Source organism: Maridesulfovibrio pacificus (SeqCode) (assembly GCF_048612815.1).
Classification (GTDB): Bacteria; Desulfobacterota; Desulfovibrionia; order Desulfovibrionales; family Desulfovibrionaceae; genus Maridesulfovibrio; species Maridesulfovibrio pacificus.
Genome location: NZ_JBLZNE010000002.1, coordinates 349,481 through 376,096 on the forward strand (window position 1 = coordinate 349,481; position 26,616 = coordinate 376,096).

Below are 26,616 nucleotides of genomic sequence, written 5' to 3' on the forward strand. Positions count from 1 at the left end.
GGGCATAGCAAAGTTGTGCCAAACAATAAATTAGATTGGTTAAAACTTATTTAACCCAGTTAATTTCGGGGCAATCGACGAAATGGTTTTCACCGAGGAAGGAGCCGGGAGTCTTATTGAACAGACGCGGGTGGTAGCTGGTCTTCTTCTGTGCCTCAGGTACGAAGGAGGCAAATTCCTGAGCATCCTTACCCCAGAGCAACCATTTTGCTGATGCATTTTTTTGCTGAATATACTGCAAAAGAGCAGAGGAGAAATCTCGCCAGATTTCAGTATGACTGCCGGGATTCTCAAGCTGGCAGGTCAAAGCGGTGTTCATGAAAAGAACGCCCTCTTCTTCAAGATGGTTGAAAAGTTTTTTCGGAGGCAGAACCGGGAATTTACCGGATTCAATATCGGTTCTGATCTTAGCGATACCTTCAACATCCTCAGCCTGAAGATAGTTCTTATGCAAGAGCTTAAGGATATTGACCAATGAAGCATTGCGTTTGAGCTCCGTCCATGTCTTGATATCTCCAACCTCAAAGGCCCTGCCTGTAGCAACACCCATCTGGGGATAAGGGTCCTGACCAAGAATCACGACTTTCATATTAGAAAGATCTGTCTCGCAGAAACGCAGGACTTTATCAGCATTAGGTGTAAAATCCTTACCAATGGAAGAACTGATGCGATCCAATTCCATCATCCTCGGAAGAGTAAAAAAACCACGCCAGGATTCATGAACATCATAACTGGACAAACAAAAATTAACTCTCATAAATCTATCTCTCTTTAACTTTTAAAACCCCAAGCCCCTATTAGGGATTCCAAAGGGGCTTAGCTCCTTTGGCCGCCGGAGGCGAAATCAAATATCAAAAGCGCAAAGCGCATCATAACTGTCTTTTAAAAATATCCCATGGAAGTAAGCTGTTCCAAATTGCGTTCTTTTTCTGCACTGCGACCATCACGTTCAGTATTGCCACCTTTAGTGGTGCAGGGTTTGCATCCAAGTGAACGGTAGCCTTGATCATAAAGTTCACAATGCGGAATCTGGTGCATAGTGATAAAAGACCAGACATCCATCTCAGTCCATTCGAGGATCGGATTAAGTAAAGTATGGTCCGGATCGTCGCGCACTTCCATAAACCTGCGCCCTGCCCTGCTGGGATGTTCATCACGACGAATTCCCGTAATAAGCAGGTCGATTTCAAATTCTTCTATAGCTTTCTGCAAAGGCTTGATCTTAAGATCAGCGCAACACTTCACCGGATTCTCAGCAACGGGATAAATGGAAAAGTCCACATCAGGCCGGATAACCTTAACATCAACTCCCCATTGCAAAGCAATGCGGTCCCGAAAAGCTATCACTTCAGGAAACTTTATCCCGGTATCAATGGACAAAGCCTGCGGCACCAGCACCAACGATGCTTCCTTACCTATATTCTTAAGAACCTCTCGCCAAAGGGCCAGCACTACAGTGGAATCCTTACCCCCGGTCCAAGCCACGGCAATCCGTTCCGGCGGATACATTTCCAGCATGCCGGACATAAGGCCGGCACTGTGAGCCACTTTATCGTCAAGCGGTGAGGTTGCATTTATTCCTGTCAATAGTAGACTCCTTAACAAAAGTGGTTCCCTTGTTGCCTGAAACGCGTCTTTTTGCAAGCCGGGCCTGATTGGGAATTCAAATGCCATAAATTACACAGCTTGCTTTTTTTACTTGCATTTCGTAGCTGAGGACTATATGCCCTACCTCGCTATAAATATAAGCATGATTTCACTTCGAGAGCAGATATACTCGGTTAATCTTGAATATCCTGCGTCATGCTTCATTTTTCTAGATAATTCATACTCAAGGAGCAGCTCATGAACTGTCCTGAAACCATACAGGGAAAGACGGTCATCGGCTGGAGGGAATGGGGAGCTTTCCCGCAATTAAATATTCCGGCTATCAAATTTAAAACTGATACCGGGGCGAAAACTTCCTGCCTTCATTCTTTCCAGCAGGATATTTTTGAACGTGACGGTCAAAAGTGGATTCGGTTTGGCATCCATCCAATCCAGAAACGTACCGACATTGAGATCTTCTGTGAAGCCCCGGTTATTGGCTTTCGCACAGTCACCAATTCAGGAGGCATAAGCGAAGAACGGCCTGTGATCAGTTCAAACATCGTTATGGGTAACATGAGTTGGGATATTGAACTTACCCTGACCAACCGTGATTCCATGAGATTTAGGATGCTTTTGGGTAGATCAGCCATGGAAGAACGGTTAATTGTTGATCCAGCCGGATCTTACCTGCTGGGCAGAAAGCACGCTGCTGAATTTTACAAATAAAAATTTTGGGAGGCACGAATGAAAATCGGCATCCTTTCTCGTAAACGGGAACTATACTCTACTAATTCACTTGTAGAAGCCTGTATTGCTCGTGGACATGAAGTGCGGGTAATCAACCCCCTGCGCTGCTATATGAACATCACATCTCACAATCCCAGTATTCTGTATAAGGGTGAAAAACTTGAGGGATTTGATGCAATCATTCCGCGCATCGGCGCATCCATTACATTTTACGGCTGTGCGGTAGTCCGCCAGTTCGAAATGATGGGTGTTTATTGTGTCAACGAATCAGTAGCCATCACCCGCTCACGCGATAAACTCCGCAGTTTGCAGCTTCTGGCCCGTAAAGGTATCGGACTTCCTGTAACTGCATTTGCGCACTCAACCCAGTACACAGAAGACCTGATTGATATTGTGGGCGGCGCTCCGCTGGTTATCAAACTGCTGGAAGGAACACAGGGCAAGGGAGTTGTGCTTGCGGAAACCAGAAACACCGCAGCCAGTATCATTGAGGCATTCAAAGGTCTTGAGGCGAACATACTTGTACAGGAATTTATCTCCGAAGCATCCGGTTCGGACATCCGCTGCCTCGTAGTCGGAGGCAAGGTTATCGCTTCCATGAAAAGACAGGGACGTGAAGGAGATTTCCGTTCCAACCTTCATCAGGGAGGCTCCGCATCTCAGGTAAAAATTACACCTGAAGAGCGTTCCACCGCAGTTCGCAGTGCCAAGATCATGGGACTGGGATTCTGCGGGGTGGATATCCTACGTTCAAACCACGGTCCGGTAGTCATGGAAGTAAACTCTTCTCCCGGACTTGAAGGAATAGAAAAAACCACAGATATCGATGTGGCCGGAAAACTCATCGACTACATTGAAAAGAATGCTCAGCCCGGAAAGACCAAGACGAAAGGTAAAGGCTAGCATTCCACATATATTATACTCAAAGACCTGCCTCTTTTTAGAAGCAGGTCTTTTTTTTATTCAGTGTAATTATTTCTGGCTTCCATCATTGCTCAGGATTAAGCTTTTTCCATGAATCCAGCTTTGGTGAAATAAATCCGCATTCAATATATGCCTTGCGGAAGACTCCCTGTTCTTTAAGTTGGGCAAGCCCCTTATTTAGAGCCTTAAACACCCAATATCCATCACGATGCGATTTAGAAACCATAAAATGCCGTGAGCCATCCAGCCCTACAACTATTCCCGGCACAACAGCCAAATCTTCAGGAAGGTCATTTTTTGCGTTGGGGTATTCCATTAAACCGAAATCAGCACGCTGCTTTTGCAACATTGCAATCTGAAGATTATATCGGGCCACTGGCATAATCTTTGAGATTCCCATATTCATAAGGGTCTTCTGATCGATGGGCCAGCGATGCCCGGTTATAGCTGAGAATTTTCGTAACCCGTTGAGAGTACGAACGTGCATTAATCTCTCATTATCAGCTCGCCCCACTACAACTTTAACAAACTCACCAGGCCCTATAATCTCATCGCTCATATACATACTATCATCGAAATTGATTGACCATGTCTCAAACCCTAAAATAACAGCCCTGCCAACCTTGACCTCCGCTTCTGCTCGAGCAGGATTGGGCATTGCGTAAAATTCCAACGGGTTCTTAAGGCCTCCAAGAGCCAGTGCCTGCTGAATAAGGACCATGTCGACAACGACCCGGTTGGAATTGGGCGAAACGAAATTGGTTATCCTGAGCGGATCTCCCCCCTTTTCCGATATGAACGCTTCATATAGTGATAAATTTGATTTCATAACCGCAGCCGGCAAAGAAGTAAGTTCTGCGGCAAAAACCTGGCTGCAACTCATGACTACAACTACAATTATAAATAGGTACTTTCTCATTATTGTCTGTCCAATAGCATAGATTTTCGTTCCCTGAAGGGACGATGCAAATACTATTTATAACATAAAATAGAATATAACAAACCTGAACAACAACATCACACCTACTTTAAACATAACTCGTAAAGAAGATCATCTTGTATTATATGACTTTAAAATAAAAAAGGCCCCCGCATCCATCGGATACGGGGGCCTCGTTTTGTACTAAAGCTTTTACAGCGACTTGATTACTCGTGAGAATAATCCAGTTCGGAAAGCTGCTTAAGCATTTTGTATCTCTGCTTGCAGTCCTTTTCAAGGCCGGCACGCATTTCCTTAGATGCTTCAGGCATCATACGCTCAAGCATTGCGTAGCGGTTTTCACCGGAAAGGAATTCCTGCAGGGTTCCGTCAGGTTCTTTGTATTCAACAACCAGCGGATTCTCGCCGTTTTCTTCACGGCGGGGATCAAAGCGGTAAAGCGGCCAGTAGCCGGACTCAACTGCAAGCTTACCTTCGAGCTGGGTTTTACCCATACCCTTACGGATACCCTGGTTGATGCAGGGAGCGTAAGCGATGATCAAAGAAGGTCCGGGGTAGGATTCAGCTTCAAGGAAAGCCTTCATGACCTGATTCTTGTTAGCACCCATGGAGATGGAAGCAACGTAAACGTAGCCGTAGCTCATCATCATGCGACCAAGGTCTTTCTTGGCGGTATGCTTACCACCTGCTGCGAACTTGGCAATAGATCCGAGCGGAGTTGCTTTGGAAGCCTGACCGCCAGTGTTGGAATACACTTCGGTATCCATAACGAGGATGTTGATGTCCTTGCCGGAAGCGAGAACATGGTCAACACCGCCGAAGCCGATGTCGTAGGCCCATCCGTCACCACCGAAGCACCATACGGACTTCTTGGTGAAGATATCTTCCTGCTCTTCGATTTCAAGCAGCAGGTCGTAGTTGTCAGCTTCTACAGCAAGGAGTTCACGCAGCTTGTCTCCGTATTCGAGGGACTTGGCAGCATCATCCTTGTTTTCAATCCAGCCTTTGAGGGCTTCTTTGAGTTCGTCAGTGATGTCCAGCTCAAGAGCCTGTTCCATCTGCATTTTCAGACGGTCGCGACGGTTGGAGATAGCCATTTCCATACCGAAGCCGTATTCAGCGGCATCTTCGAACAGGGAGTTACCCCATGCAGGACCGTGACCTTCGAGGTTCTCGCAGTAAGCAGTGGAAGGTGCGGAAGCGCCCCAGATGGAAGTACAACCGGTGGCGTTAGCAATGATCATGCGTTCGCCGAAGAGCTGGGTGAGGACCTTAACGTAAGGAGTTTCACCGCAACCGGCACATGCGCCGGAGAATTCCATGAGGGACTGCTGGAACTGGCTGCCTTTAACGCTGGAGCGAGGCAGGATCTGATCCTTGAAGGATACGATTTCGGAGAAGTCGTAGTTGGGAACTTCCTTCTCGGTCTGAGTTGCCAGCGGCTTCATGACCAGAGCCTTTTCCTTGGCCGGGCAGATATCAGCGCAGTTACCGCAACCCTGACAATCAAGGGTGTTAACCTGCATACGATACTTGAAACCTTCCATGCCCTTGCCTTTGGCGTCCATGGTTTCAAAGGACTCAGGTGCAATCTTCATTTCTTCTTCGTCTACAAGAACGGGGCGAAGAGCACTGTGAGGGCAGACGAAGGAGCACTGGTTGCACTGAATGCAGTTATCTTTGATCCACTCGGGAACCATGATGGCAACACCGCGTTTTTCAAAGCGGGAGGTACCCATGGGGAAACGTCCGTCAGGAGAAAATGCGCTGACCGGAAGATCGTCACCTTTCTGGGCAAGTATGGGCTTAACAACGTCAGTGATGAATTCAGGCTCGAGAACTTCAGGAGCTTCTTCATCTTCTGCGGTTGCCCAGCTTTCGGGATATTTAATTTCAATCAGATTTGCTTCGGCCTGATCAACTGCTGCGTTGTTCATGTTGACGATCTTTTCGCCCTTCTTGCCGTAAGCGGTCTGAATGGATTCTTTGAGGTATTTGACTGCATCTTCAAAAGGAATAACGTTTGCCAGCTTGAAGAATGCGGTCTGCATTACCATGTTGATACGCCCGCCGAGTCCAACTTCACCAGCGATCTTAACACCGTCGATGACGTAGAACTTGAGATTGTTCTGCGCAATCTTGCGGCGCAATTTTGCGGGCAGTTCAGCTTCCAGCTCTTCAAGTCCCATGCTGGTGTTCAGCAGGAAGGTTCCGCCTTCACGGATGCCGTCCAGCAGATCGTAAAGCTTTACGTAGCTGGGGTTGTGACAGGCGATGAAGTCCGCAATCTCAACAAGGTATGTTGATTTAATGGGGCTTTTACCGAAACGCAGATGGGATACGGTGATACCGCCGGACTTTTTGGAGTCGTAAGCGAAGTATCCCTGTGCGTACATGTCGGTTTTATCACCGATAATTTTAATGGCCTGCTTGTTTGCACCGACAGTACCATCGGAACCGAGCCCCCAGAACTTACACTGAACAGTGCCTTCGGGAGTAGTATCGATGCTTTCGCCAACTTCGAGGGAAAGACGGGTTACGTCGTCGGTAATGCCAACAGTGAAGTGGTGTCTGGGGGCCAGAGACTTCATGTTGTCGTAGACTGCCTTGATCATGGCAGGAGTGAATTCCTTGGAGCCGAGACCGTAGCGTCCTGCGTAAACGGGCAGGTCGATGTTCATTTCCTTCAGTGCGGTGCAAACATCGAGGTACAGAGGTTCACCGATGGCGCCACCTTCTTTGGTGCGGTCCAGAACGGTGATCTGCTGGCAGGTTGCGGGAATAGCGCGACCGAGATGTTCGATGGAGAAAGGACGGTAGAGACGTACTTTTACCAGACCGACTTTCTGGCCTTCAGCAACCAGCTTTTCAATGGTTTCCTCAATTGCTTCACAGCCGGAACCCATAGCAACAACAACGTCTTCCGCTTCGGGATGACCTACATAGTCGAAAAGTTTGTATTCACGACCGGTGATATCCTTAACTTTAGCCATAGCATCTTCAACATAACCGGGAACTGCGTCACGGTAGGGGTTGATTGCTTCAGTGGCCTGGAAGTAGATGTCCGGGTTCTGGGCGGTACCACGGGTATGCGGGTGCTCAGGATTAAGAGAACGGTCGCGGAAATCACGAACTTTATCCCAGTTAAGGGCCGCGGCCATTTCTTCGTAATCGATCAGCTCAATTTTCTGAACTTCGTGGGAAGTTCTGAAACCGTCGAAAAAGTGAACAAAAGGAATGCTGGATTCAACGGTAGCGAGGTGGGAAACCAGCGCGAGGTCGAGAGCTTCCTGAACAGAGTTGGAAGCGAGCATTGCAAATCCGGTCTGACGACAGGCCATTACGTCCTGATGGTCACCGAAGATGGACAAAGCCTGTCCGGCAATTGCGCGAGCGGATACATGGAAAACAGTCGGAAGAAGTTCACCCGCAATCTTGTACATGTTGGGGATCATCAGCAGCAGACCCTGAGATGCGGTGAAGGTACAGGAAAGGTTACCTGCAGCCAGAGCACCGTGCAGAGCACCGGCAGCACCGGCTTCTGACTGCAACTCGCGGACTTCCATGGTGGTATCGAAAATATTCTTCAGACCCTGAACAGCCCACTCGTCAGCCAGTTCGGCCATGGGGGATGAAGGGGTAATAGGATAGATGGCTGCTGTTTCACACATAGCATAGGCTACGTAGGAAGCGGCTTGGTTACCATCCATGGTTTTCATTTTTTTTGCCATTACATTATTCTCCGTGTCTTTATGGTTGGGAAGGCGTGCGTCGAAAAGTGTAACACATGACCATACGCGTTGCCTACCCGTATTTCACTGCTTCCGGGCTGATAAATGCAAAAAGTTGGTCAGCCGTTCAAAATGCCTGAAACACCGGCACTTGCAAGGTTCATATTCAGACTCCAGGGTCAGAAAACTCTTTGGAAGTGCATTCAATCACATAAAATGATTTTCACGGTAATTTATTACAATGCTACCATTTAAAAGGTTCCGCAGTTATGAATTTCGAGGAAACCTCATTTGCGAGTTCTGTCTCCGGACCGATATCAATCTGTCTTACTCCCGAACCTTTCTTGAAATCCACTTTACTGAAATCCACCCAACACACAGCAGGCATGATGGCTGAGTCAAAGTAGTATACTTTCGAGCCTTGATCCGAAACAGTCCGCCAAAGAGTCATGGCAATATTCGGATGATCAGGGTCGCTCATACCGAGAGGGACGCTGATCGCACGCATTTGTGAGAAGACAGAAGCTACCGCGAGCTTAGGCTCTTTAAATTTTGGCGAGGATTTAAGATTGTAACTTAACCTTACGAAGCGGTCGGCAGCACTGATTGTGCCCGGTAAAAAATAGTTTCCGCCTATCTGATCCCAGTAGGCATTCAATGCAAGCTGCTGATCGTAAGTGGGAGAATTGGTCATAACCTTATAGCCCGAGCCGTGATGGATTATGAGCTTTCCACTTAAATACTCAAAAATGGCAGAATCCCCTGTAACATCGGACAAAGAGATATGCACAGTGGCTTCCCGCCCATTTGGTAAAGTAGGCGCCACGACAGAAAACGGAGGAGGCACCATAGCATGGACAGCTTCTTTTACCGTAGCGAAGTTATCCAAATAATACTGCAACCATGCACCGACTTTGATGGTAGCTTTTCCGGTTTTGGATGCATTACCGTAGTCAGTTTCGGCAAGGTAAAGCACATTCCCGGCAAGTCCGACTTCGTTCATACCATCGGCCGTTGCTATATCATAAAAAGAAGTAACTACTGAGCCATACTTTGAAATCCATTTTATAGCTTTCTTGCCTGTCCCTCCGTCACGAACCATACCTCGTGGAAAAACCCACAGACGAGTCTTTGCTGTAGGGTCACTCCAATCCATACTTCTGCCTGTGATGTATGTTCCTGTTCCCGTTTCATACAAAATACGAGAGCAGGACCATGCAGACTGCACAGATATAGACAACACCATTACAGCAACCAGAGAAAGGCATAAAAACCAACACTGCATTAAACTACATGATTTGATTTTCATTTTTCCATCTCCTCATCAAGTGAACGATGTAGAACGGTTTTCCGCTCGGTTTAAGTTAGACTTTTCTTTTTATATCCCCTTTTCCGCAATGGCCTGAATAGCGGTAATAGCCACAGTATTGACTACATCACGCACAGTACATCCGCGACTCAGGTCGTTGACCGGTTTTTTCAAGCCCTGCAAAATCGGACCGATGGCAACAGATTCCGGCTGCGACCGCTGCACGGCCTTGTAGGTATTGTTCCCGGTATTCAAATCCGGGAAAATCAAAACAGTGGCCTGTCCGGCAACATCGCTATCCGGCATAAGCTCGGCAGCAACATCCGGATCCACGGCGGCATCAAACTGCAATGGCCCTTCCACGGCTATTTCTGGCGCTATTTTGCGGACCAGCTCAGTAGCCTCTTTAACTTTATCCACAGACTGTCCCTTACCGGACTCCCCGGTGGAATAAGAAAGCATGGCAACCTTTGGTTCAATGCCGAAAATCTTAGCTGTATGGGCCGAGCTGATTGCAATCTCAGCAAGTTCCTGTGCATTTGGATTGGGATTCACCGCACAGTCACCATACGCCATGACCCGATCATTCTGGCACATGAGGAATACACTGGAAACAATGGAAAAACCGGGTTTAGTCTTAATGAACTCAAAGGCCGGACGGATAGTCTGGGCTGTAGTCGTGATGGAACCGGAAACCATCCCGTCAGCCACTCCTGTATACACCATCATGGTCCCGAAGTAAGTGGGATCGCTCATGCGGTCACGAGCATCATCCTTTACAATGCACTTGTGCTTGCGCAGCTCGAAATACTCATCCACAAAACGGTCAAAATGCTCTGAATTTACCGGATCAACAATTTCAATGCCGTTCAGGCTGATGCCTATATCCGAAGCAGTCTTCTTAATCTCCTCCTCGTTTCCAAGCAGGGTAAGATTAACAACATCCCTGCGGCGCAGTATATCCGCAGCCCGCAGGATGCGCTCTTCCTTGCCTTCGGGCAGAACTATGCGCTGCTTATTTTCACGAGCCTTGTGCAGCAGGGTGTGCTCGAACATATAAGGCGTGATCCTTGTGGAACGGCTGGAAACCAACTTCTGCTGCAATTCGTGGGAATCCACGCAGGTCTCGAAAAGCCCCATGGCCGAAAGTACCTTAACCTGATTTTCAGGATCGATCTTACCGTGCAGGCCGCGCAGGATCTGGGCGGTCTTATGGGTATGGCCCGGCGCAACGAGAATTGGCAAGGGAACGCCCTTCCATCCTTCTATTAAATGATGGACGGTCATAGCCGGTTTGATTCCGCCGGTAAGCAGAATTCCGGAAACATTGGGATAAGCATCGGAAAGACGTGAGGATAAACTGGCTAGAATAATATCAGAACGGTCGCCGGGAGTAATGATAAGACTTCCGTCATTCACGTATTTAAGAAAATTCTCAATCTGCATGGCCGCAACCACGTAATTATCGATGGGCGTATCAAGGCGTTCACGTCCATAAAGCACACGGCAGTCCAGCCATTTAACAACGTCAGACATAGTCGGATTGCCAAGCCTCTTATCGTCGGGCAGAACGTAGACCAATGGATGACTCTCACTCTTGAGGCAGCGCCTCAGCCTTTCACCAAGATCCGGCGAAAATTCCTTTGCTGCACGGTTGACCATGACCGAAATAACATCCAGCCCTTTTTCCTCAAACATGGCAACGGTGCGGTTGGCAAGATCGCAGATTTCATCTTCGTAACTGTCCATAGCATTGAGTACTGCCAGAACCGGACAGCCCAGATTACTGGCTACATCAAGATTTATCTCAAATTCAACTGCCGCCTCGCCCCCGAGATAATCTGTTCCCTCGCAGAGTACGAAATCATAATCCTCTTCCAGCTTCTTGAAGCGATCGAGAATGTTTTCCATAAGCAACGAATGCTTACCATCATTAAGCAGACGTGTGGCCTCACTCTGGGTATAGGCGTAGGTGGTTTTGTATTCCTGCGGAAGTTTAAAATGACGCAGAATAAGATCAATATCGTGATCGCGTTCATGGAAGTTGTCGTGAATGATGGGTCTGAAAATCGCCACCTTACGCAGGTGGGTCAAAAGCAGCTGCATAACCCCGAGAACAATTGCAGATTTTCCGCTCCGGGCCTCTGTCGCCGCAATGTATAAGCTCTTAGACATTCTTTCTCCTGAATTCTGTTACTGCGTGGGAATTAACTAATACCAAATCTTTCATTTTTAATCACGTCAATCAGGTCACGGAAAAAGCTCCATCTGCCAGACGTTTAAGAAAGTGCTAGATGCGAGGCGCAAGAAAAAGGCTGGAACGATGCGTATCCAAACATACGTGAGTTTCAGCCTTTTTCGCAGCAACAAAGCAGATAGCGCTTTATCAAACGTCTGGTTCGGAGACACCCGGCAGCGGCCACTGGAGGTGCTGATGAGGTCCGCCGTGCTGCCTTGAATATAAGCTGCAACCCTTTGTAGCGCTAAAAGGCAAACAGGTTGTGACCCTGCCGGAGGATGCTTGCGGAACATCCGGTGTCTCCCGGTCCGAATTTCGGACGCAGATATGGAATCCGCAACCATACGGCTGCAGAGAAATATCAAAGAACTATTTTAAATAACTTTAGAAATCAGTTTCCGGGCGGAAAAATCCGCCCGGAAACGTAGGGGGTGTTACTTAGGCATAACAGCCCAGTCTGGGAGGACACTTAAATTGATGCCCCAAAGAACCGGAAGCAGATAGACCACAGAAAGAGTGATCAGGACCGCACCGATCATGTTGAGCCAGAAACCAGCTGATGCCATCTGTTTGATGCTCACACAACCGGAACCGAACACAACGGCGTTTGGCGGAGTCGCAACCGGAAGCATGAATGCAAAGGAAGCTGCAACACAGGCACCAACGATGGTGGCAAAAGGATGAACGCCCATGGCGATTGCCGCACTACCCATAATGGGTACGAGCAAAGTCGCGGTGGCGGTATTGGATGTGATTTCAGTTAAGAAGATAGTTATCAGGACCACGATAGCAACGAACATCAGGAGAGTCATACCATCGAGCATGGTCAATCTTGATGCAATATAGGTTGCCAGACCGGTCTTTGAGAAGCCGTTGGCAATTGCCAAACCACCACCAAAGAGCAGAATTACGTCCCAAGGAATTTTAACTGCGGTTTTCCAATCAAGAAGGAATTCGCCTTTCTTGAAATTGGTAGGAATAGCAAACAGGATCAATGAACCGAGAATACCGATGGTAGCATCGTGCACATAACCGAAGTTAGGCCAGAAGTCCTTAACCAGAGGTTTCATGAATCCCCGGGACAACCAGAATGCTGCAACGAAACAACCAACAATAACGATGTACTTCTCTTCCTTGGACATGGGTCCAAGTGCTTCGATTTCCCTATCAATAATGGCTTCACCGCCAGCAAGTTCCAATCCTTTGGAAGGAAAAAGGACTTTGGTCAACAGCCACCATGAAAGGCCGATCATAATTGTTGCAAGAGGAACACCGTAAAGCATCCACTGGCCGAATCCAATGTGGACACCATACATTTTATCCACCATACCGACCATTACGGTATTAGGAGGAGTACCGATAATGGTACCGACACCACCCATGGAAGCAGCATAGGCAATACCGAGCATGAGACATTTACCGAAGTTGGATTCAGGACCTGCATTGGCACAGGCTCTAAGATCTTTGGAATCAAAACCTGTGGCCTGCTGAATAACAGCCAGACCGATAGGAACCATCATCATGGTTGTTGCGGTGTTGGAAACCCACATGGAAAGGAACCCGGTAGCAATCATGAATCCGAGGATCATGCGCCCGGGACTGGTTCCCACTGTTTTAATGGTATGCAGGGCAATGCGCCTGTGCAGGTTCCACCTTTCCATGGTTACAGCCAGAAAGAAGCCACCCATGAACAAATAAATAAGATGGTTAGCATAAGGAGCACAGGCCGCTGCGGATTTAACAATACCCAGCAGCGGGAATAAGGCAATAGGAATTAAAGATGTTGCCGGTATAGGAATAGCTTCGGTAATCCACCAGATAGCCATCAGGGCCGTTACTGCCGCAACTTTCCACGCTGCCGGATTCATTCCATCAGGAACCGGAAGAAAAAGCATGAGTAGAAAAACTATCGGCCCTAAGAAAAAACCGATCCTACGTCCGTTACCACTGTCTTGTTGATCGCTCATAGTCCCTCACTTGAGCTTGTGGCCTCCCCCACGGAACAATGCTTCCTTCTGCCCCGAAAATGATAGACACCAAAATCGGGTTGTCAGCGCATCTGGAAAACACCTGCCTGATCCGTCAGGACTGCCGATACTTTACATACAGGACCTCATCACCAATTTGTATCCTCCCGGCCCCGAAAGGCCGGGAGGGATTGTTTTCAATTCAATTCTTCAAGCAGAATTAGATATCGAGATCATAAGTCTCGAGAAACTCACCAACGCGTTTTCTGGAAGCAGCCAGACGTGCGCGCAGTTCTTTCTTGTATTCTTCGATATCAATCTTCTTGCGTGCTACACCGGTATCCATTGCAGCCTGTGCAACAGCAGCGGATTCCCATTCGATCAGACGCAGGTCGAGCGGTTTGGGAATAATGTAGTCGATGCCGAATTCAAGCTTATCCACACCGTAAGCTTCGCAGACATAATCCGGAGCCGGTTCTTTTGCCAGTGCAGCAAGAGCAGTTGCTGCAGCAATCTTCATTTCTTCATTGATGGCACTGGCGTTTACATCAAGTGCACCGCGGAAGATGAAGGGGAAACCGAGAACATTGTTAACCTGGTTGGGGAAGTCGGAACGTCCGGTACCCATGATTGCGTCAGGACGGGCTTCCTTAGCATCGGTGTAGGAGATTTCCGGATCGGGGTTCGCGCATGCGAAGATGATCGGAGAGTCAGCCATGGATTTGACCATGTCTTTGGTGACCATTCCCTTGACGGAAAGACCGAGGAAAAGGTCGGCACCCTTCATTGCGTCTGCAAGGTCTTTGTATTCCTTGTCAGTTGCAAACTGAAGCTTCTGCTCATTGAGTCCTTCACGACTCTTGTTGATGTGGCCGCGAGAGTCGAACATAGCAACGTTTTCACGTTTGATACCCAAAGACATATAAAAGTTGGTGCAGGCCACAGCCGCAGCACCTGCGCCGGAAACAACCAGACGCATATCTTCGATTTTCTTACCGGTGATTTCAGCTGCGTTGATCAGTCCTGCACCGGAAATAATCGCAGTACCGTGCTGGTCATCGTGGAAAACCGGAATATTCATTTCTTTTTTAAGCTTTTCTTCAATGTAGAAGCATTCAGGAGCCTTGATATCTTCGAGGTTGATACCGCCGAAGGTAGGCTCAAGAGCTTTTACGATGTTGCAAAGCTCATCAGGATCAGTAACGTCGAGGTTGATGTCGTAAACGTCAACGTCTGCAAAAACCTTGAAGAGAACGCCCTTACCTTCCATAACCGGTTTACCGGCTTCGGGACCGATATTACCAAGACCGAGAACTGCAGTACCGTTGGAAACAACCGCAACAAGGTTTCCACGACCGGTGTAGAGATAGGATTTCTCTTTATCTTCAGCAATTTCCTTACAGGCTTCGGCAACACCGGGGCTGTAAGCCATGGAAAGGTCTTTCTGGGTATTGCAAGGTTTTACGGGAACGACTTCCACTTTACCTCTTCTACCTTTGGAATGATAATCGAGAGCTTCCTGTTTAGTGAAAAGAGCCATTAGTATTCTCCTTAATTAGTCGGTTGCAAATTCCGACGTTTACTCAAGACCAGCCGCCTTACGATCGGGGACGGCGTACAATTCGCCACCGTGGGAATCATTGATGACCAGCAGAGGGAAATCCTCAACAGTCAATTCCCGGATGGCTTCGGGGCCAAGTTCATCAAAAGCGATAACTTTCGCTTCCTTGATGCACATGGAAAGCAGAGCACCAGCACCTCCGGTAGCTCCGAAATAAACAGCTTTATAGTCCTTCAGGGCCTGCTTGACCTCATCATTACGCTTCCCTTTGCCGATGCTGGCCTTCTGGCCGAGACTGTGCAGACGGGGTGCATAGGTATCCATGCGGTAACTTGTGGTCGGGCCGGCAGAACCGATAGGCCTGCCCGGAGGGGCCGGACTTGGACCTACGTAATAAACCACCGATCCTTTCAAATCGAAAGGCAGATCCTCTCCTTTATCAAGCAGGTCGCAAAGCCTTTTGTGGGCAGCATCGCGGGCGGTGTAGATGGTTCCGGTCAATTTGACCACATCTCCGGCCTTGAGCTGGACCATATCTTCATCAGTAAGCGGGGTGGTGAGTTTGTATTCAGCCATTAGAGTTCCACCTCCTCGTGCCTTGAAGAATGGCACTGGATGTTCACCGCCAGCGGCAGGGACGCAATGTGGCAGGGGCGCATTTCAATCTTCACGTCAAAGACGGTTGTCTTGCCGCCCAGCCCCATGGGACCGATACCGAGCTTGTTGATCTCTTCCATGAGCTCAGCTTCCAGCTTGGCAATCTCAGGATCGGGATGGGGCTCGCCCACTTTGCGCATCAGGGATTTTTTAGCCAGCAGTGCGGAATATTCAAAGGTTCCACCTACGCCGATACCGACCATTGTCGGGGGGCAGGGGTTGGGTCCGGCTTCGGCAACACGCTCGATGACGAATTTCTTGATGCCTTCCCAGCCCTGTGCCGGAGCGAGCATGGTCACCCGGCTCATATTCTCGGAACCGCCGCCCTTAGCCATGAAAGTGATTTTGATCTTGTCACCGGGAACAATGTCAAAATGGATGATGGCAGGGGTATTGTCCTTGGTATTGGCACGGGTCAGAGGATCGCAAGAAGACTTGCGCAGGAATCCTTCCTCGTAACCTTTACGGGTACCTTCGTTGATGGCGTCACGGATGTTCATGCCTTCAACCCGCACATCTTCACCCATTTCAACGATGAAGACAGCCAGTCCGGTATCCTGACAAAGCGGCAGCCCGGATTCAGCAGCCAACTCCCAGTTTTCCTTAATCTGCCTGAACACTTCCTTGGCAGCAGGGGAATCCTCGGCTGCAGCGCATTCGTTAAAACGCTTTTTCACGTCTTCAGGCAGGTAGCGGTTTGCGCTTACGCACATTTTCGCCACGGCATCGATAACCTGTTCAGCTTTAATGGTACGCATAGCTTACTTCCTGAATATTTCCTTGATTGCGGTGATACCCATCTTGCGGCGCAGGAAACCGAGCTGGTTCTGCAGCGGAAGATTCTTGGGACAGACATCTTCGCAACCGAGCAGGCCCATGCAACCGAAGATACCTTCATCATTACCGATAATTTCAAAGTAATCGCGGTCAGTACGCTTATCACGAGGATCGACTACGAAGCGCGCTACGCGGTTCAGGGATGCTGCACCGAGGAAATCGTCACGAAGGCGTGCGGTACCGCAAGCGGCAACACAGCAGCCGCATTCAATGCAGCGTTCCAGTTCGTAGATCTGCTCGGCCACCTCATTCTCCATACGCTCTTCAAGAGCATTGGGATCAAAGGTTTTATTGGTGTGAATCCATGATTCTGTGGTCTGATACATTTCCCTGAACCAGACACCGGTATCAACTGAAAGGTCTCCGATCAGTTTATATACGGGTAGGGGCAGCAGGGTTATGCGTTCAGGAAGGTCAACGGTTTTGGTCTGGCATGCCAGACGGGGTTTACCGTTGACCACCATTGCACAGGCACCGCAAATACCGGCACGGCAACAGAAGTCAAAAATCAGGCCGGGGTCCTGCTCCTCGCGCAGACGGTTCAGCGCGATAAACAGGGTCATGTTCTCGGTTTCATCCAGCACAAAGGTCTGCATGTGCGGAACCGACCCCTTATCCTGAGGATTGTAGCGGAATATATCAAATTCGAGTTGTCTGCTCATTTTTATATCCTTGTCAGGGGTTATTTCTTGATCATCTTGGCTTCAATCTCGGCCTTGTCGGCTTCGATGATGGAACCGCCGCCATAACCACGGTCTCCCGGAGGAATCTCGTAACAGGGAGTCGCATCTTCGTACTGCAGTTCAGGCATATCAGCGCCTTCACGCCAGTAAGCCAGAGTCCTGTTCAGCCAGTTCTTGTCATCACGAGCGGTGTAATCCTCACGGTTGTGGGAACCACGGCTTTCAGTACGTTCAAGAGCAGCCTTGGCGATACACAGGCCCAGTTTGACCTGACCTTCGATCTTAAGGGCCGCAGCCAATTCATGGTTTGCACCCAGACCGTCGGAGACAAGGCCGACATTGCGGGCTTTTTCAAGAGTACCCTGCAAGGTATCAATACATTTTTTGAGTCCGGCATCGTTTCTGAATACAAAGCAGCCTTCCATGAGGGCATCCTGCATTTCTTCACGCACTTTGTAGACATTTTCCTTACCGTTGGCACCGCTGCGCAGCTTCTCAATACGATCCTGCTGTTTGCGAACGGCTTCAGCAACCAGGGAAGTTTTGAAATCGGTCTCGTAACCCTTGAGGAATTCAACGATCTTGGAACCGATGATACCGCCTGCAACAACGGTTTCAGCAAGTGAGTTTCCGCCGAGACGGTTGAAGCCGTGCATATCCCAGCAGGCTGCCTCACCGGCGGAGAACAAACCCTTGAGTCCGTAAACGGCTCCATCTTTATCGGTACGCACGCCAGCCATGGTGTAATGCTGGGTCGGACGGACCGGGATGAGCTGTTTGCGGGGGTCAACATTAAGGAAGTGATGGCAGATTTCATCCACTTCACGCAGTTTAGTGGAGATATGTTTGTCTCCGAGATGACGGATATCCAGCCAGAGGTGTTCGCCGTAAGCGGATTTAACACCCTTGCCCTGACGCATATGGTGAGTCATCCAGCGGGAAACAACGTCACGGGAAGCCAGTTCGGCTTTTTCCGGTTCATAGATGTTCATGAACCTTTCTTCGTTGACGTCAAGGAGCGTACCGCCGTCACCGCGGCAACCTTCGGTTACCAGAATATCGGTGGGTACGATTCCGGTGGGGTGGAACTGAATTGCTTCCGGGTTACCGATAGGTACTACACCGGTATCGTGAGCAATAATGTGCCCGCCGCCATCACAGATAACTGCGTTGGTTGTTGCCTTATAGATACGTCCGAAACCGCCTGTGCAGATGGCAGTGGCCTTGGAAAGGAACACTTCCAGTTCGCCCGTACGCAGGCAGCGGACAACCGCACCGGTACACTTATCGCCGTCATGAATGAGGGAAATAGCTTCCTTGCGGTCAAAAACATCAATCCCGAGTTCGGCACAGCGGTTGTCCATGGTGCACATGACCGCATGTCCGGTTCCATCGGAAGTGTAGCAGGTACGCCATTTAGCGGTACCGCCAAAGGAACGGGCCGTGATCAGGCCGCGCTTTTCTTCTTTTTCTTCTTTTTCAAATTTCTCGCCACCTTTGAAATAGAAGGATTTACCGGGAACAACTCGGTTCCAGGGCACACCCCAGTGTGCAAGTCTGCGCATCTCAATGGGAGCTGCGTCTGCGAAAAGACGGGCCACTTCCTGGTCACAGCCCCAGTCGGAACCGCGAACAGTGTCGCCGAAGTGAACGTCTACGTTGTCTCCCTCGCCCTTGGCACAGTTACCCAGAGCGGCCTGCATGCCGCCCTGTGCTGCCGATGAATGAGATCGGCGTGCCGGGACAATTGAGAGACAGATTACATCAAAACCTTCCTGGGCCGCCTCCACAGCCACGCGCTCGCCCGCCAATCCGGCGCCGATAACAAGGAGATCAGAGTAATATGTTTGCATTTAAGAACCCCGTTTAACTTAAAGTGATGAACCTGATCAGGGTGATGATGCCGATGACCATAAAGGTCGCAAAGAGAATGGATTCAAGCTTCTTAGCCTGCTGCCTGTTCTCAGTCCTGATGAATCCCCATTTAACACCAATGCGGTAAAAGCCAACGCTGACGTGAAGTTCAACGCAGGGCAGAAGGACCAGATAGAAGAGCATCCATCCGCCTTCAGCTACGCGGGCCGCCGACTTTGCGGCAGTAATGGGAAGATCATTGAGTACAACCCACATGTGGATGGCACCCATTACGAGGATGACCATTGCGGTCACGGCCTGCACAACCCAAAGCCAGGTGTCACGATGCTTCAGCATCTGTGCATGCTGCAATATGGTTGCCTGCCCTTCCGCACGGAAAGGTATCTTTCTCGCCGCCAGAGCGAAATGTAGCAAAAAAGTTAAGAAAATCAAAGGGCCACCGACCTGCGCCATATATGTTGCTTCAAAGAAATGAGCAATGGCGTTCATAATCTTGGGCGAAATGACTACCGAGGACACCAGAATCATGTGACACCACATAAAAGCCACAAGTCCGGCCCCAGTAAGCATTTGCAGCCAGTCGAGGACCGCATCCCTTTTCCCTGGACGCGCCACGTGCATACCTACATTTACAGCCATAATCATCCTCCTTTGACGGAATTTCTCCCGCATTAATGGATTACCAACATGACCTCATCAGCATGAGTACTGTGGTACTGAACCGCTGCCGGTCGCGAACCGGCAACTCCACTTCCCAGAAAACCACCCGAACCGATGTCCGGTCACCGGGTTAAATACCCGGCTTAAAAGGCATAATCCCCTTAATTGGGAATATTTTCGAAAATGGATAAAGGAATCTGTGTAATGAGCAAGCTGAATTAACCGTTTTCGCAAGCGAAAACGGGCTGTTTGTATAGCAGTGAGCAGAGAAAGGCATTATGGGAGCCGAACCTTGATATACCCCGGAGTAGTTGAGGACAGGGTCGGCATAAGATTTAAATGAAGGGAGAAAAGAAAGGCAATGTAACAACAGCAAAAAGGACTGGCTCAAAAACCGATAACGGTTCTGGAGACAAACCTTCCCTGAATCTGCAAGAACAGGTCCCACCCCACTCTTTACAGATATGTTTTGACTGACAACTGGCATACATCCCCCGGCACCCGAAGAGTTTGAAGTGCAAACTCAGAACCCCTGCATCCCTTCGGTGAGATTTTAATTAAACCAGATCACAAAACCTGTAACTTACATTGTCAAATAGACGGCTACTTCACTCTGTGTAGACTGTTTCGCCATTTAGTTGTAACCTTTCTAACACCCCTTAATTGGCTGGTCAATCAATTTCGAAAATTTTGTTGACAACTTCGTGAATTTTTGCACTATCACACCAATATTACGAATCTTAAAAAGATCACACCACACTAAGCAATTGTTAATAAATAACTATTTCAGGAAAGACTAAAAAAAAACCACACAAACACCTACCTCAAATCCACAAAAATAACCTCAAATTTTATTTTGAAAGTAATAAAGCTAACAATATTCATCCTTGTTAATTTTTCTATTGAGTACTAATGAAAAATATGAAAGTCAGAATCTGGCTTCAAAAGCGGTCCTTTTTAACCGCTTGGAACGGTCCTACGGACATGTTCATATTGCATTGATGAATTCATTCTCGTAACCGCCTGTAGATACGGTTTTCGTGCTGACAACCCGTACCGCGACAGACTAATAACGGAGCCGCCCTTATGAGCAAAAAAGAAAGAATCCTGTTAGCCGCACAAGAGCAATTCGGTGAACACGGCTACACTGCAACCACCCTGAAAATGGTTGCCGATCATGCTGGAGTGGCTTCAGGACTGGTATCACACTACTACGGAAACAAGGACAATCTGTTTCTTGAATCAGGACGAGAACTGATCGACCAGATGCTGAACATCCTCACTGACAAAGCAAAAGAGGGCAAAAACGGTCTGGAAGCATTAGGAATTTTCGTACAGGCGTATTTTGATTTCACCATAGCCAACAGGACAACCTTCCCGACCCTTCTGCGCAGCTCTCCTTTCAGTGATGAATACCCGCACCTTGACCGCACCCACATTGCAGACAAGTTCAAGCAGCTGATTGACCGCATTGAAGATTACATCAGTAAAGGCATTGAGGACGGTTCAATCCGGGAAGTGCCACTTCCACATACATCATATCTGGTTTACGGTAATATAGTCGGAGCAGTACGCACCGAATTCCTGACCCCCTTCCAGATCGACAATCTTTTCAAAGAAGCATGCCAATTCATAATCCGAAGCTTAGCCAAACCATAACCAGGTTGAACATTCCCCTGTTGATGGGGGCGGTCTTTGCCGCTTCCATGGGGACCGGTGTTTTCACTTTCACCCTGCCTCTGATGAATCTTGACGAAAAAGCGGGAGGCATGTGGCTGGGCAGCGGTTTTGCGGGATACTTTCTTGCTAAACTTTTAATTGCCCCCCTTTCCGGGAGTTACGCTGACACGCATGGCAGCTCCAAACCCTTACTTATCTCCTGCGGACTGGCCTTCCTGCTTCCGTTACTTTATCTGCTCCACCCGTCCATAGAAACACTTTACGCGATCCAATTCATCCTCGGACTCTGCGCAGGAACAGTACGTACGGTAAGTATGGCCGCCATCGGGGCTTCTTTGGACGGAGACAAGCTTTCCTCCCGTTTTGCAGTGCTCTCGGCAGTTATGAATTCTTCATTTTTGCTCGGCCCGTTGCTGGGCGGCCTATTATATATAGATAAGGATTACCTGCCTGTGCTGGGGACCATGTCCGCTTTCATGGGACTGGCTTTCATAATTTTTACTCTCTGCGCCAAGTATCTGCCGACTCATACTGCGGGACAAGATTTGACGGAGGAAACATCCGCCGGACCTCGCCGTTTCCTGAGCATCATGGTCGCCCTTTTCGGACGCGGAATGGGGATCGGCAGCCTCATTGCCTTTTATCCGGTGCTGCTCAAATCATCGCTGCAGCTCAGTCCCGGCAGTACGGCACTACTATTTTCCATTCCAAGCCTGACTACCGTTTTGCTGCTGCCCATTTTTGGCAGGCTGCTGGCCGGATTTGATCGTAGATTAATCACCTCTGCCGGAATGCTCATCAGCGCGCTGGCCCTCTATATTCTCGGAAGCTGTTCCACGATTCCCGGCTTTATGTTTACCGGAATACTTTCCGGCATAGGAGCTGCCATCTCCATGCCCGCATCAATGGCTGTCTGCTCTGAACTTGGCTGCGCAAAAGGCAGAGCCTTAGGTTTCGCCAATATGGCAGCAAATATCGGCTTTATGGCCGGACCTCTTTTCTGCGGACTGATGGTCAGTGCCAGCGGTCAAATAGGCACGCCATTCAAACTTACAGCCATAATCGGAGCCATAAGTTCCCTCTTCATATTATATGAAGGGATGTCACAAAAAGGATTTAAGAAATCCGGACTTGCCGTTGTCATACTCAGCACACTGACTCTGCTCATGCTAATTCCGCACAGTCTGAAACAAAACAACGCTCCTCAAATTTACCGATACAGTGACGTAGCCATGGGAACCGTAGTTAACCTGACCATCCCCGACGGAGACAATTCAGAGACCCGAAAAACAGCCAAAGAAACCGTAGTCATAATGCACCACCTGCAAAAAGACCTCGATCACCGCAACAAACGGGGATCTATTGGCAGGGTCAATCATGAGTCCGGCAAGAAATCCGTGCGTGTATCGGACAAGGCGTTCGCAACTATCAAACGTGGTCTTGAAATCAGTGACAAATCAGGCGGCAGCTTTGATATCACTATCGGAGCCATTACCACCACCCCGTTTTACTATGCCTTGGATAAAAGCCGCTTTGCAGGACATAAAGATCTGATCAATTACCGGCTGCTGGAGATTGACCCGGCTGACAACAGAGTGTTCCTGCCAAAAAAAGGCATGGCTCTCGATCTTGGAGGCCTCGCCAAAGGGACCATCATTGATGCTGCCGCTACTCACCTGAAATCTTCCGGCATAAAGACTGCCATGGTCGAAGCGGGGGGAGATTTCATGGTCTTCGGTGAACGCGTATGGACCATAGGTATCCGCAATCCACGCGGAAAAGGAATCATAGGGCATATCAAGGTGAAAAACAGTGCTGTCTGCGGATCGGGTGATTATTATCAGTTCATCACTCCGGTATCTAAAGACGATAAAGCGCGTAAGCATCACATTTTCGACCCTGCGCTCCTGCAATCATCCACTGAGAGTATCGCCACGACTACCGTAGCTCCTGATGCAGAAACTGCCGATGCCTTGGCAACAACCGTATTCATCATGGGACCGAAAAAAGGGTCTGAATTTATTAAAAAACATTTCCCGGACTGCTCAGCCATGTGGATTCTGCCTGACATGAGTATCGTGAGCACAAAAAACTTTCCTGTCATCGAAAAACAAAAATAACTTTTAATATCGGTAGCATACAAACAAAACAGAGATCTAAATCAATATTATGTTCACAAAAAACACAATTTTATTTAAAATAACCCTTGACCTTAAGTGGGTTTCTCCATAGAACCCTCTTCAACGCGCGCCTGTAGCTCAGCTGGATAGAGTGCCGGACTACGAATCCGTAGGTCAGAGGTTCGAATCCTCTCAGGCGCGCCACTAAGAAAAATCAAATGGTTACGATCTAAATCGTGGCCATTTTTTAATTTCGAGATCTTTGAAAAATTGTTTATTGCTTCCTCAACCTAATTGAATCTTGTTTTCAACTAAAACATCAAAAGCAACTTTTTTTAATTTTAATTAAATTTTTGCTTGACGATTCTGAGGAATACACATAAACACTTCTTCTCGACGCGCGCCTGTAGCTCAGCTGGATAGAGTGCCGGACTACGAATCCGTAGGTCAGAGGTTCGAATCCTCTCAGGCGCGCCACTTAGAGAATTCAAAGGGTTACGATCAAATGATCGTAACCCTTTTTTCTTTCCCGCCATAAAATGGTCTATTTTTAGACACTGAATTACAATACTCCCTTGTCCCACACCCTGAGCAGTGATATCGTTTTAAAATTAAGGCTCTATTTCTGTACTGCAAAAACAGCTCAAGCCTGAACCTAATAAAAAACGATACAGCAATGAAAAGTATAGTCACCATACTCTCACGCTCCATACTGACTCTGTGCTTCTCGTCGATTCTTGTTTTCGGCGGCATCACTGCATATTATATGGTATCCAGCTATCAAGAAGAACTTGAGGAAGCGGAAGCGGAAATAATGGGAAATGTGCAGGAATCCTTGAAGGAAGATGTTTTAAGAATTCAGGACTACATCAATTTCAGTCGTAATACAGCCAGAAGCACAAGTCTTACCAGTGTCAAGAACTCCATTTTGGAAGCGCACAGTCTGGCAATGAATATATACGAAAGGTACAAAGATGTTATGGCCGAAGATGAGCTTAAGCAGATCATCAAAACAACTCTGGCGGCTATGATCTATGAATTTGACGATTCCTACCTTTTCATTATCAGCATGGACGGAGTATTGGAATTACACACCGATGCTCCGGAAACCGCAGGACAAAACGTACTAAACTCTAAAACTTCCGACAGCAGATTCATCCTTAAGGAAATGATCAGCCTCGCCGAGAAACGCGGAGAAGGTTATATTGATTACCTATGGCCCAAACCCGGAAACCCCGATGTTCCATACGGAAAAACATCTTATATAAAACTCTTTGCACCATACCAATGGGTGCTCGGGACCGGGAACTATCAAGACACAATCACTAAACACACTCAAGAGCTTGTATTAAGACGGCTGAATAAATTAAACGCAAACGGCAATGAATATTTCGCCGGGACTTTGGAAGGAACCTCGCTGCTGGGAGAAAACCAAGGGCGCAACATTATCGAACTTAAAAGTTCAGACGGTATCTATATCGTTCAGGAATTTATTGAGAAAGCAAAATCCGGAGGTGGGTATATAACATACAAAAGCCCTTCAATATCCTCCGGCTTTAAGACATATAAAAAAATGAGCTATTGCGCATCTGTACCGGGCTGGGATTGGGTTATCGGAGCGAATGTTAATATTGAGCGCTTAGAAGAAAAACTTCAGCAAAAAGAGGCCCAGCTCTGGGACAGCCTACTACTACACATAGCTGCTGTAACAAGCCTTATCTGCCTTTTCTCATTGATTACCATGTTCTTTTCAGGACAATTCAAAAGGGTCTTAGCTGACAACTTTAGCTCATTTGATAACTTTTTCCGCAAAGGGACAAACTCTACGGTAAAAATTGACCGTTCTAAAATCGACTTCACCGAATTTGATAATATGGCCGCTCTGGCCAATAACATGATCGACAGCAGAGAATCGGCCAAGAGCGAACTGCTCAAATCAGAAATAACATACCGCGAAATATTTAATGCCACAAAAGATGCTATTGCTGTCATGGATATCCAGAAACGGGTCTTCACCGATGTCAATCAGACTTTTCTGGACTTCTTCGGCATGGAGAGAACAGAATCTATCGGCATGAGCCCCGAATTGATCAGTTTTAACAGCCCTCCATATGATAACAAGTATGCAGCAGAGCTGTTCAACAAAGCCCTCTCCGGAGAATCCGTCCACTTTGAATGGATGGTTAAGAAGAAAACGGGAGAGCCGTTCTGGACCGACAACCTCGCTCGGGTAGCCACTATCGGCGGTCAGAAAAGACTACTCATCGTGATGCGCGACATCACCGAGCGCAGAAAAATGCAGAAAATTATGGTTCAAAATGAAAAAATGATGTCCATCGGCGGGCTGGCAGCAGGCATGGCCCATGAAATCAACAACCCGCTGGGAATCATCATGCAGGTCACCCAGAATATCATACGCCGGACATCCCCAACCCTGAAAAGCAATCTTCCTGATGCCGAAAAGTGCAACATAGATCTTGATAACCTGCGCAACTACATGGATAAAAGGGGAATCAACGAGTATCTCCGCAGTATTCAGGAAGCAGGAACCCGTGCTGCCGCCATAGTAAAATCCATGCTGGAATTCAGCCGTAAAAGTAATTCTTCAAAATCTTCCGGTAGAATTGAACCCGTAATTGAAACCGCTCTTTCGTTGGCGGCAAACGACTATGATTTCAAGAAAAAATATGATTTTAAAACGATTAAAATCATCCGCGATTTCAATTCATCGCCTATGTTTAATTTCACGGAGATGGAAATCAGTCAGGTTATCCTCAACCTGATAAAAAATGCAGCTCAGGCTCTTATAGAAGAAAAAAACACCCACAAAATACCGACCATCACCATCAGGACATCCTCAGATGAGAATTTTGTGAGAATTGAAATAGAAGATAACGGCCCCGGAATTCCACACGAAGACCTGGAAAAAATTTTCGAGCCATTCTACTCCACGAAAGGACCGGGAATCGGCACAGGACTGGGACTTTCGGTTTCCTACTACATCATCACCCACAATCATGGAGGAACAATCACTGCTGACTCCAATCCTGGAGAAGGAACAAGGTTCACCATCTCATTACCCATATTGACTTAAAC

The 26,616-nt window shown here is 48.1% G+C and carries 19 protein-coding genes and 2 tRNA genes; 7 read left to right on the forward strand and 14 right to left on the reverse strand.

What is annotated here, in order from left to right; all coding sequences use genetic code 11:
• Positions 1-46: 46 nt before the first annotated feature.
• Positions 47-757, reverse strand: coding sequence for a uracil-DNA glycosylase (locus ACNI23_RS19005; protein WP_420250839.1), 711 nt, complete (start codon positions 755-757; stop codon positions 47-49).
• A 125-nt stretch (positions 758-882) separates the two neighbouring features.
• Positions 883-1,587, reverse strand: a complete 705-nt coding sequence (locus ACNI23_RS19010; RefSeq protein ID WP_420250840.1) for a phosphoadenosine phosphosulfate reductase family protein — start codon at positions 1,585-1,587, stop codon at positions 883-885.
• A gap of 258 nt (positions 1,588-1,845) precedes the next feature.
• Between ACNI23_RS19010 and ACNI23_RS19015 the strand changes: the two genes are divergently transcribed.
• Both ACNI23_RS19015 and rimK read left to right on the forward strand, forming a co-directional pair.
• Positions 1,846-2,316: an ATP-dependent zinc protease family protein gene (locus ACNI23_RS19015; RefSeq protein WP_420250841.1), complete on the forward strand. Its 471-nt coding sequence runs from the start codon at positions 1,846-1,848 to the stop codon at positions 2,314-2,316.
• Between the two features lie 18 nt (positions 2,317-2,334).
• Positions 2,335-3,240: a 30S ribosomal protein S6--L-glutamate ligase gene (gene rimK, locus ACNI23_RS19020; protein WP_420250842.1), complete on the forward strand. Its 906-nt coding sequence runs from the start codon at positions 2,335-2,337 to the stop codon at positions 3,238-3,240.
• A gap of 85 nt (positions 3,241-3,325) precedes the next feature.
• On the opposite strand, the gene ACNI23_RS19025 is transcribed toward rimK, so the two are convergent.
• From ACNI23_RS19025 to ACNI23_RS19080, 12 genes are all read right to left on the reverse strand, one after another.
• Positions 3,326-4,090: a hypothetical protein gene (locus ACNI23_RS19025; protein WP_420250843.1), complete on the reverse strand. Its 765-nt coding sequence runs from the start codon at positions 4,088-4,090 to the stop codon at positions 3,326-3,328.
• A 317-nt stretch (positions 4,091-4,407) separates the two neighbouring features.
• A complete protein-coding gene (nifJ, locus tag ACNI23_RS19030; RefSeq protein WP_420250844.1) occupies positions 4,408-7,932 on the reverse strand; it encodes a pyruvate:ferredoxin (flavodoxin) oxidoreductase in 3,525 nt (1,174 codons plus the stop codon).
• Between the two features lie 244 nt (positions 7,933-8,176).
• Positions 8,177-9,241 carry a linear amide C-N hydrolase gene (locus tag ACNI23_RS19035; protein WP_420250845.1) on the reverse strand — a complete coding sequence of 355 codons (1,065 nt, stop codon included), beginning with the start codon at positions 9,239-9,241 and terminating at the stop codon, positions 8,177-8,179.
• Between the two features lie 69 nt (positions 9,242-9,310).
• A complete protein-coding gene (gene pta, locus ACNI23_RS19040) occupies positions 9,311-11,416 on the reverse strand; it encodes a phosphate acetyltransferase (protein WP_420250846.1) in 2,106 nt (701 codons plus the stop codon).
• 75 nt (positions 11,417-11,491) lie between these two features.
• Entirely contained in the window at positions 11,492-11,773 is a 282-nt protein-coding gene (locus ACNI23_RS19045) for a hypothetical protein (protein WP_420250847.1), read from the reverse strand.
• 141 nt (positions 11,774-11,914) lie between these two features.
• Entirely contained in the window at positions 11,915-13,447 is a 1,533-nt protein-coding gene (locus tag ACNI23_RS19050) for an SLC13 family permease (protein ID WP_420250848.1), read from the reverse strand.
• A 220-nt stretch (positions 13,448-13,667) separates the two neighbouring features.
• Positions 13,668-14,987, reverse strand: coding sequence for a malic enzyme-like NAD(P)-binding protein (locus tag ACNI23_RS19055; RefSeq protein ID WP_420250849.1), 1,320 nt, complete (start codon positions 14,985-14,987; stop codon positions 13,668-13,670).
• Positions 14,988-15,026: 39 nt separating this feature from the next.
• Positions 15,027-15,584 carry a Fe-S-containing hydro-lyase gene (locus ACNI23_RS19060; RefSeq protein WP_420250850.1) on the reverse strand — a complete coding sequence of 186 codons (558 nt, stop codon included), beginning with the start codon at positions 15,582-15,584 and terminating at the stop codon, positions 15,027-15,029.
• On the reverse strand, positions 15,584-16,423 hold the full coding sequence (locus tag ACNI23_RS19065) for a fumarate hydratase (protein ID WP_420250851.1): 840 nt from the start codon (positions 16,421-16,423) through the stop codon (positions 15,584-15,586). Before ACNI23_RS19065 ends, ACNI23_RS19060 begins: the two co-directional genes overlap by 1 nt.
• 3 nt (positions 16,424-16,426) lie before the next feature.
• A complete protein-coding gene (locus tag ACNI23_RS19070) occupies positions 16,427-17,164 on the reverse strand; it encodes a fumarate reductase iron-sulfur subunit (RefSeq protein ID WP_420250852.1) in 738 nt (245 codons plus the stop codon).
• Positions 17,165-17,184: 20 nt separating this feature from the next.
• The gene (locus ACNI23_RS19075) at positions 17,185-19,038 is read right to left on the reverse strand and encodes a fumarate reductase flavoprotein subunit (protein WP_420250853.1); all 1,854 of its coding nucleotides are present in this window, start codon (positions 19,036-19,038) and stop codon (positions 17,185-17,187) included.
• Between the two features lie 13 nt (positions 19,039-19,051).
• Positions 19,052-19,699: a succinate dehydrogenase/fumarate reductase transmembrane subunit gene (locus tag ACNI23_RS19080; RefSeq protein WP_015850605.1), complete on the reverse strand. Its 648-nt coding sequence runs from the start codon at positions 19,697-19,699 to the stop codon at positions 19,052-19,054.
• Positions 19,700-20,806: 1,107 nt separating this feature from the next.
• On the opposite strand from ACNI23_RS19080, the gene ACNI23_RS19085 reads away from it, so the two are divergent.
• The 5 genes from ACNI23_RS19085 to ACNI23_RS19105 all read left to right on the forward strand — a co-directional run bounded on the left by ACNI23_RS19085 (position 20,807) and on the right by ACNI23_RS19105 (position 26,614).
• Entirely contained in the window at positions 20,807-21,379 is a 573-nt protein-coding gene (locus ACNI23_RS19085; RefSeq protein ID WP_420250854.1) for a TetR/AcrR family transcriptional regulator, read from the forward strand.
• Positions 21,343-23,520 (forward strand): MFS transporter, encoded by a 2,178-nt coding sequence (locus ACNI23_RS19090; RefSeq protein ID WP_420250855.1) that lies wholly within the window; start codon positions 21,343-21,345, stop codon positions 23,518-23,520. Before ACNI23_RS19085 ends, ACNI23_RS19090 begins: the two co-directional genes overlap by 37 nt.
• 127 nt (positions 23,521-23,647) lie before the next feature.
• Positions 23,648-23,724, forward strand: a tRNA-Arg gene (locus tag ACNI23_RS19095).
• Between the two features lie 196 nt (positions 23,725-23,920).
• Positions 23,921-23,997, forward strand: a tRNA-Arg gene (locus ACNI23_RS19100).
• 199 nt (positions 23,998-24,196) lie between these two features.
• On the forward strand, positions 24,197-26,614 hold the full coding sequence (locus ACNI23_RS19105) for a cache domain-containing protein (protein ID WP_420250856.1): 2,418 nt from the start codon (positions 24,197-24,199) through the stop codon (positions 26,612-26,614).
• Positions 26,615-26,616 lie beyond the last annotated feature (2 nt).

Coding starts and splice junctions, on each gene's coding strand:
- ACNI23_RS19005 (WP_420250839.1), bottom strand. CDS start 757: ATGAGAGTTAATTTTTGTTTGTCCAGTTATGATGTTCATGAATCCTGG.
- ACNI23_RS19015 (WP_420250841.1), top strand. CDS start 1,846: ATGAACTGTCCTGAAACCATACAGGGAAAGACGGTCATCGGCTGGAGG.
- rimK (WP_420250842.1), top strand. CDS start 2,335: ATGAAAATCGGCATCCTTTCTCGTAAACGGGAACTATACTCTACTAAT.
- ACNI23_RS19025 (WP_420250843.1), bottom strand. CDS start 4,090: ATGAAATCAAATTTATCACTATATGAAGCGTTCATATCGGAAAAGGGG.
- nifJ (WP_420250844.1), bottom strand. CDS start 7,932: ATGGCAAAAAAAATGAAAACCATGGATGGTAACCAAGCCGCTTCCTAC.
- ACNI23_RS19035 (WP_420250845.1), bottom strand. CDS start 9,241: ATGAAAATCAAATCATGTAGTTTAATGCAGTGTTGGTTTTTATGCCTT.
- pta (WP_420250846.1), bottom strand. CDS start 11,416: ATGTCTAAGAGCTTATACATTGCGGCGACAGAGGCCCGGAGCGGAAAA.
- ACNI23_RS19045 (WP_420250847.1), bottom strand. CDS start 11,773: ATGTTCCGCAAGCATCCTCCGGCAGGGTCACAACCTGTTTGCCTTTTA.
- ACNI23_RS19050 (WP_420250848.1), bottom strand. CDS start 13,447: ATGAGCGATCAACAAGACAGTGGTAACGGACGTAGGATCGGTTTTTTC.
- ACNI23_RS19055 (WP_420250849.1), bottom strand. CDS start 14,987: ATGGCTCTTTTCACTAAACAGGAAGCTCTCGATTATCATTCCAAAGGT.
- ACNI23_RS19060 (WP_420250850.1), bottom strand. CDS start 15,584: ATGGCTGAATACAAACTCACCACCCCGCTTACTGATGAAGATATGGTC.
- ACNI23_RS19065 (WP_420250851.1), bottom strand. CDS start 16,423: ATGCGTACCATTAAAGCTGAACAGGTTATCGATGCCGTGGCGAAAATG.
- ACNI23_RS19070 (WP_420250852.1), bottom strand. CDS start 17,164: ATGAGCAGACAACTCGAATTTGATATATTCCGCTACAATCCTCAGGAT.
- ACNI23_RS19075 (WP_420250853.1), bottom strand. CDS start 19,038: ATGCAAACATATTACTCTGATCTCCTTGTTATCGGCGCCGGATTGGCG.
- ACNI23_RS19080 (WP_015850605.1), bottom strand. CDS start 19,699: ATGGCTGTAAATGTAGGTATGCACGTGGCGCGTCCAGGGAAAAGGGAT.
- ACNI23_RS19085 (WP_420250854.1), top strand. CDS start 20,807: ATGAGCAAAAAAGAAAGAATCCTGTTAGCCGCACAAGAGCAATTCGGT.
- ACNI23_RS19090 (WP_420250855.1), top strand. CDS start 21,343: ATGCCAATTCATAATCCGAAGCTTAGCCAAACCATAACCAGGTTGAAC.
- ACNI23_RS19105 (WP_420250856.1), top strand. CDS start 24,197: ATGAAAAGTATAGTCACCATACTCTCACGCTCCATACTGACTCTGTGC.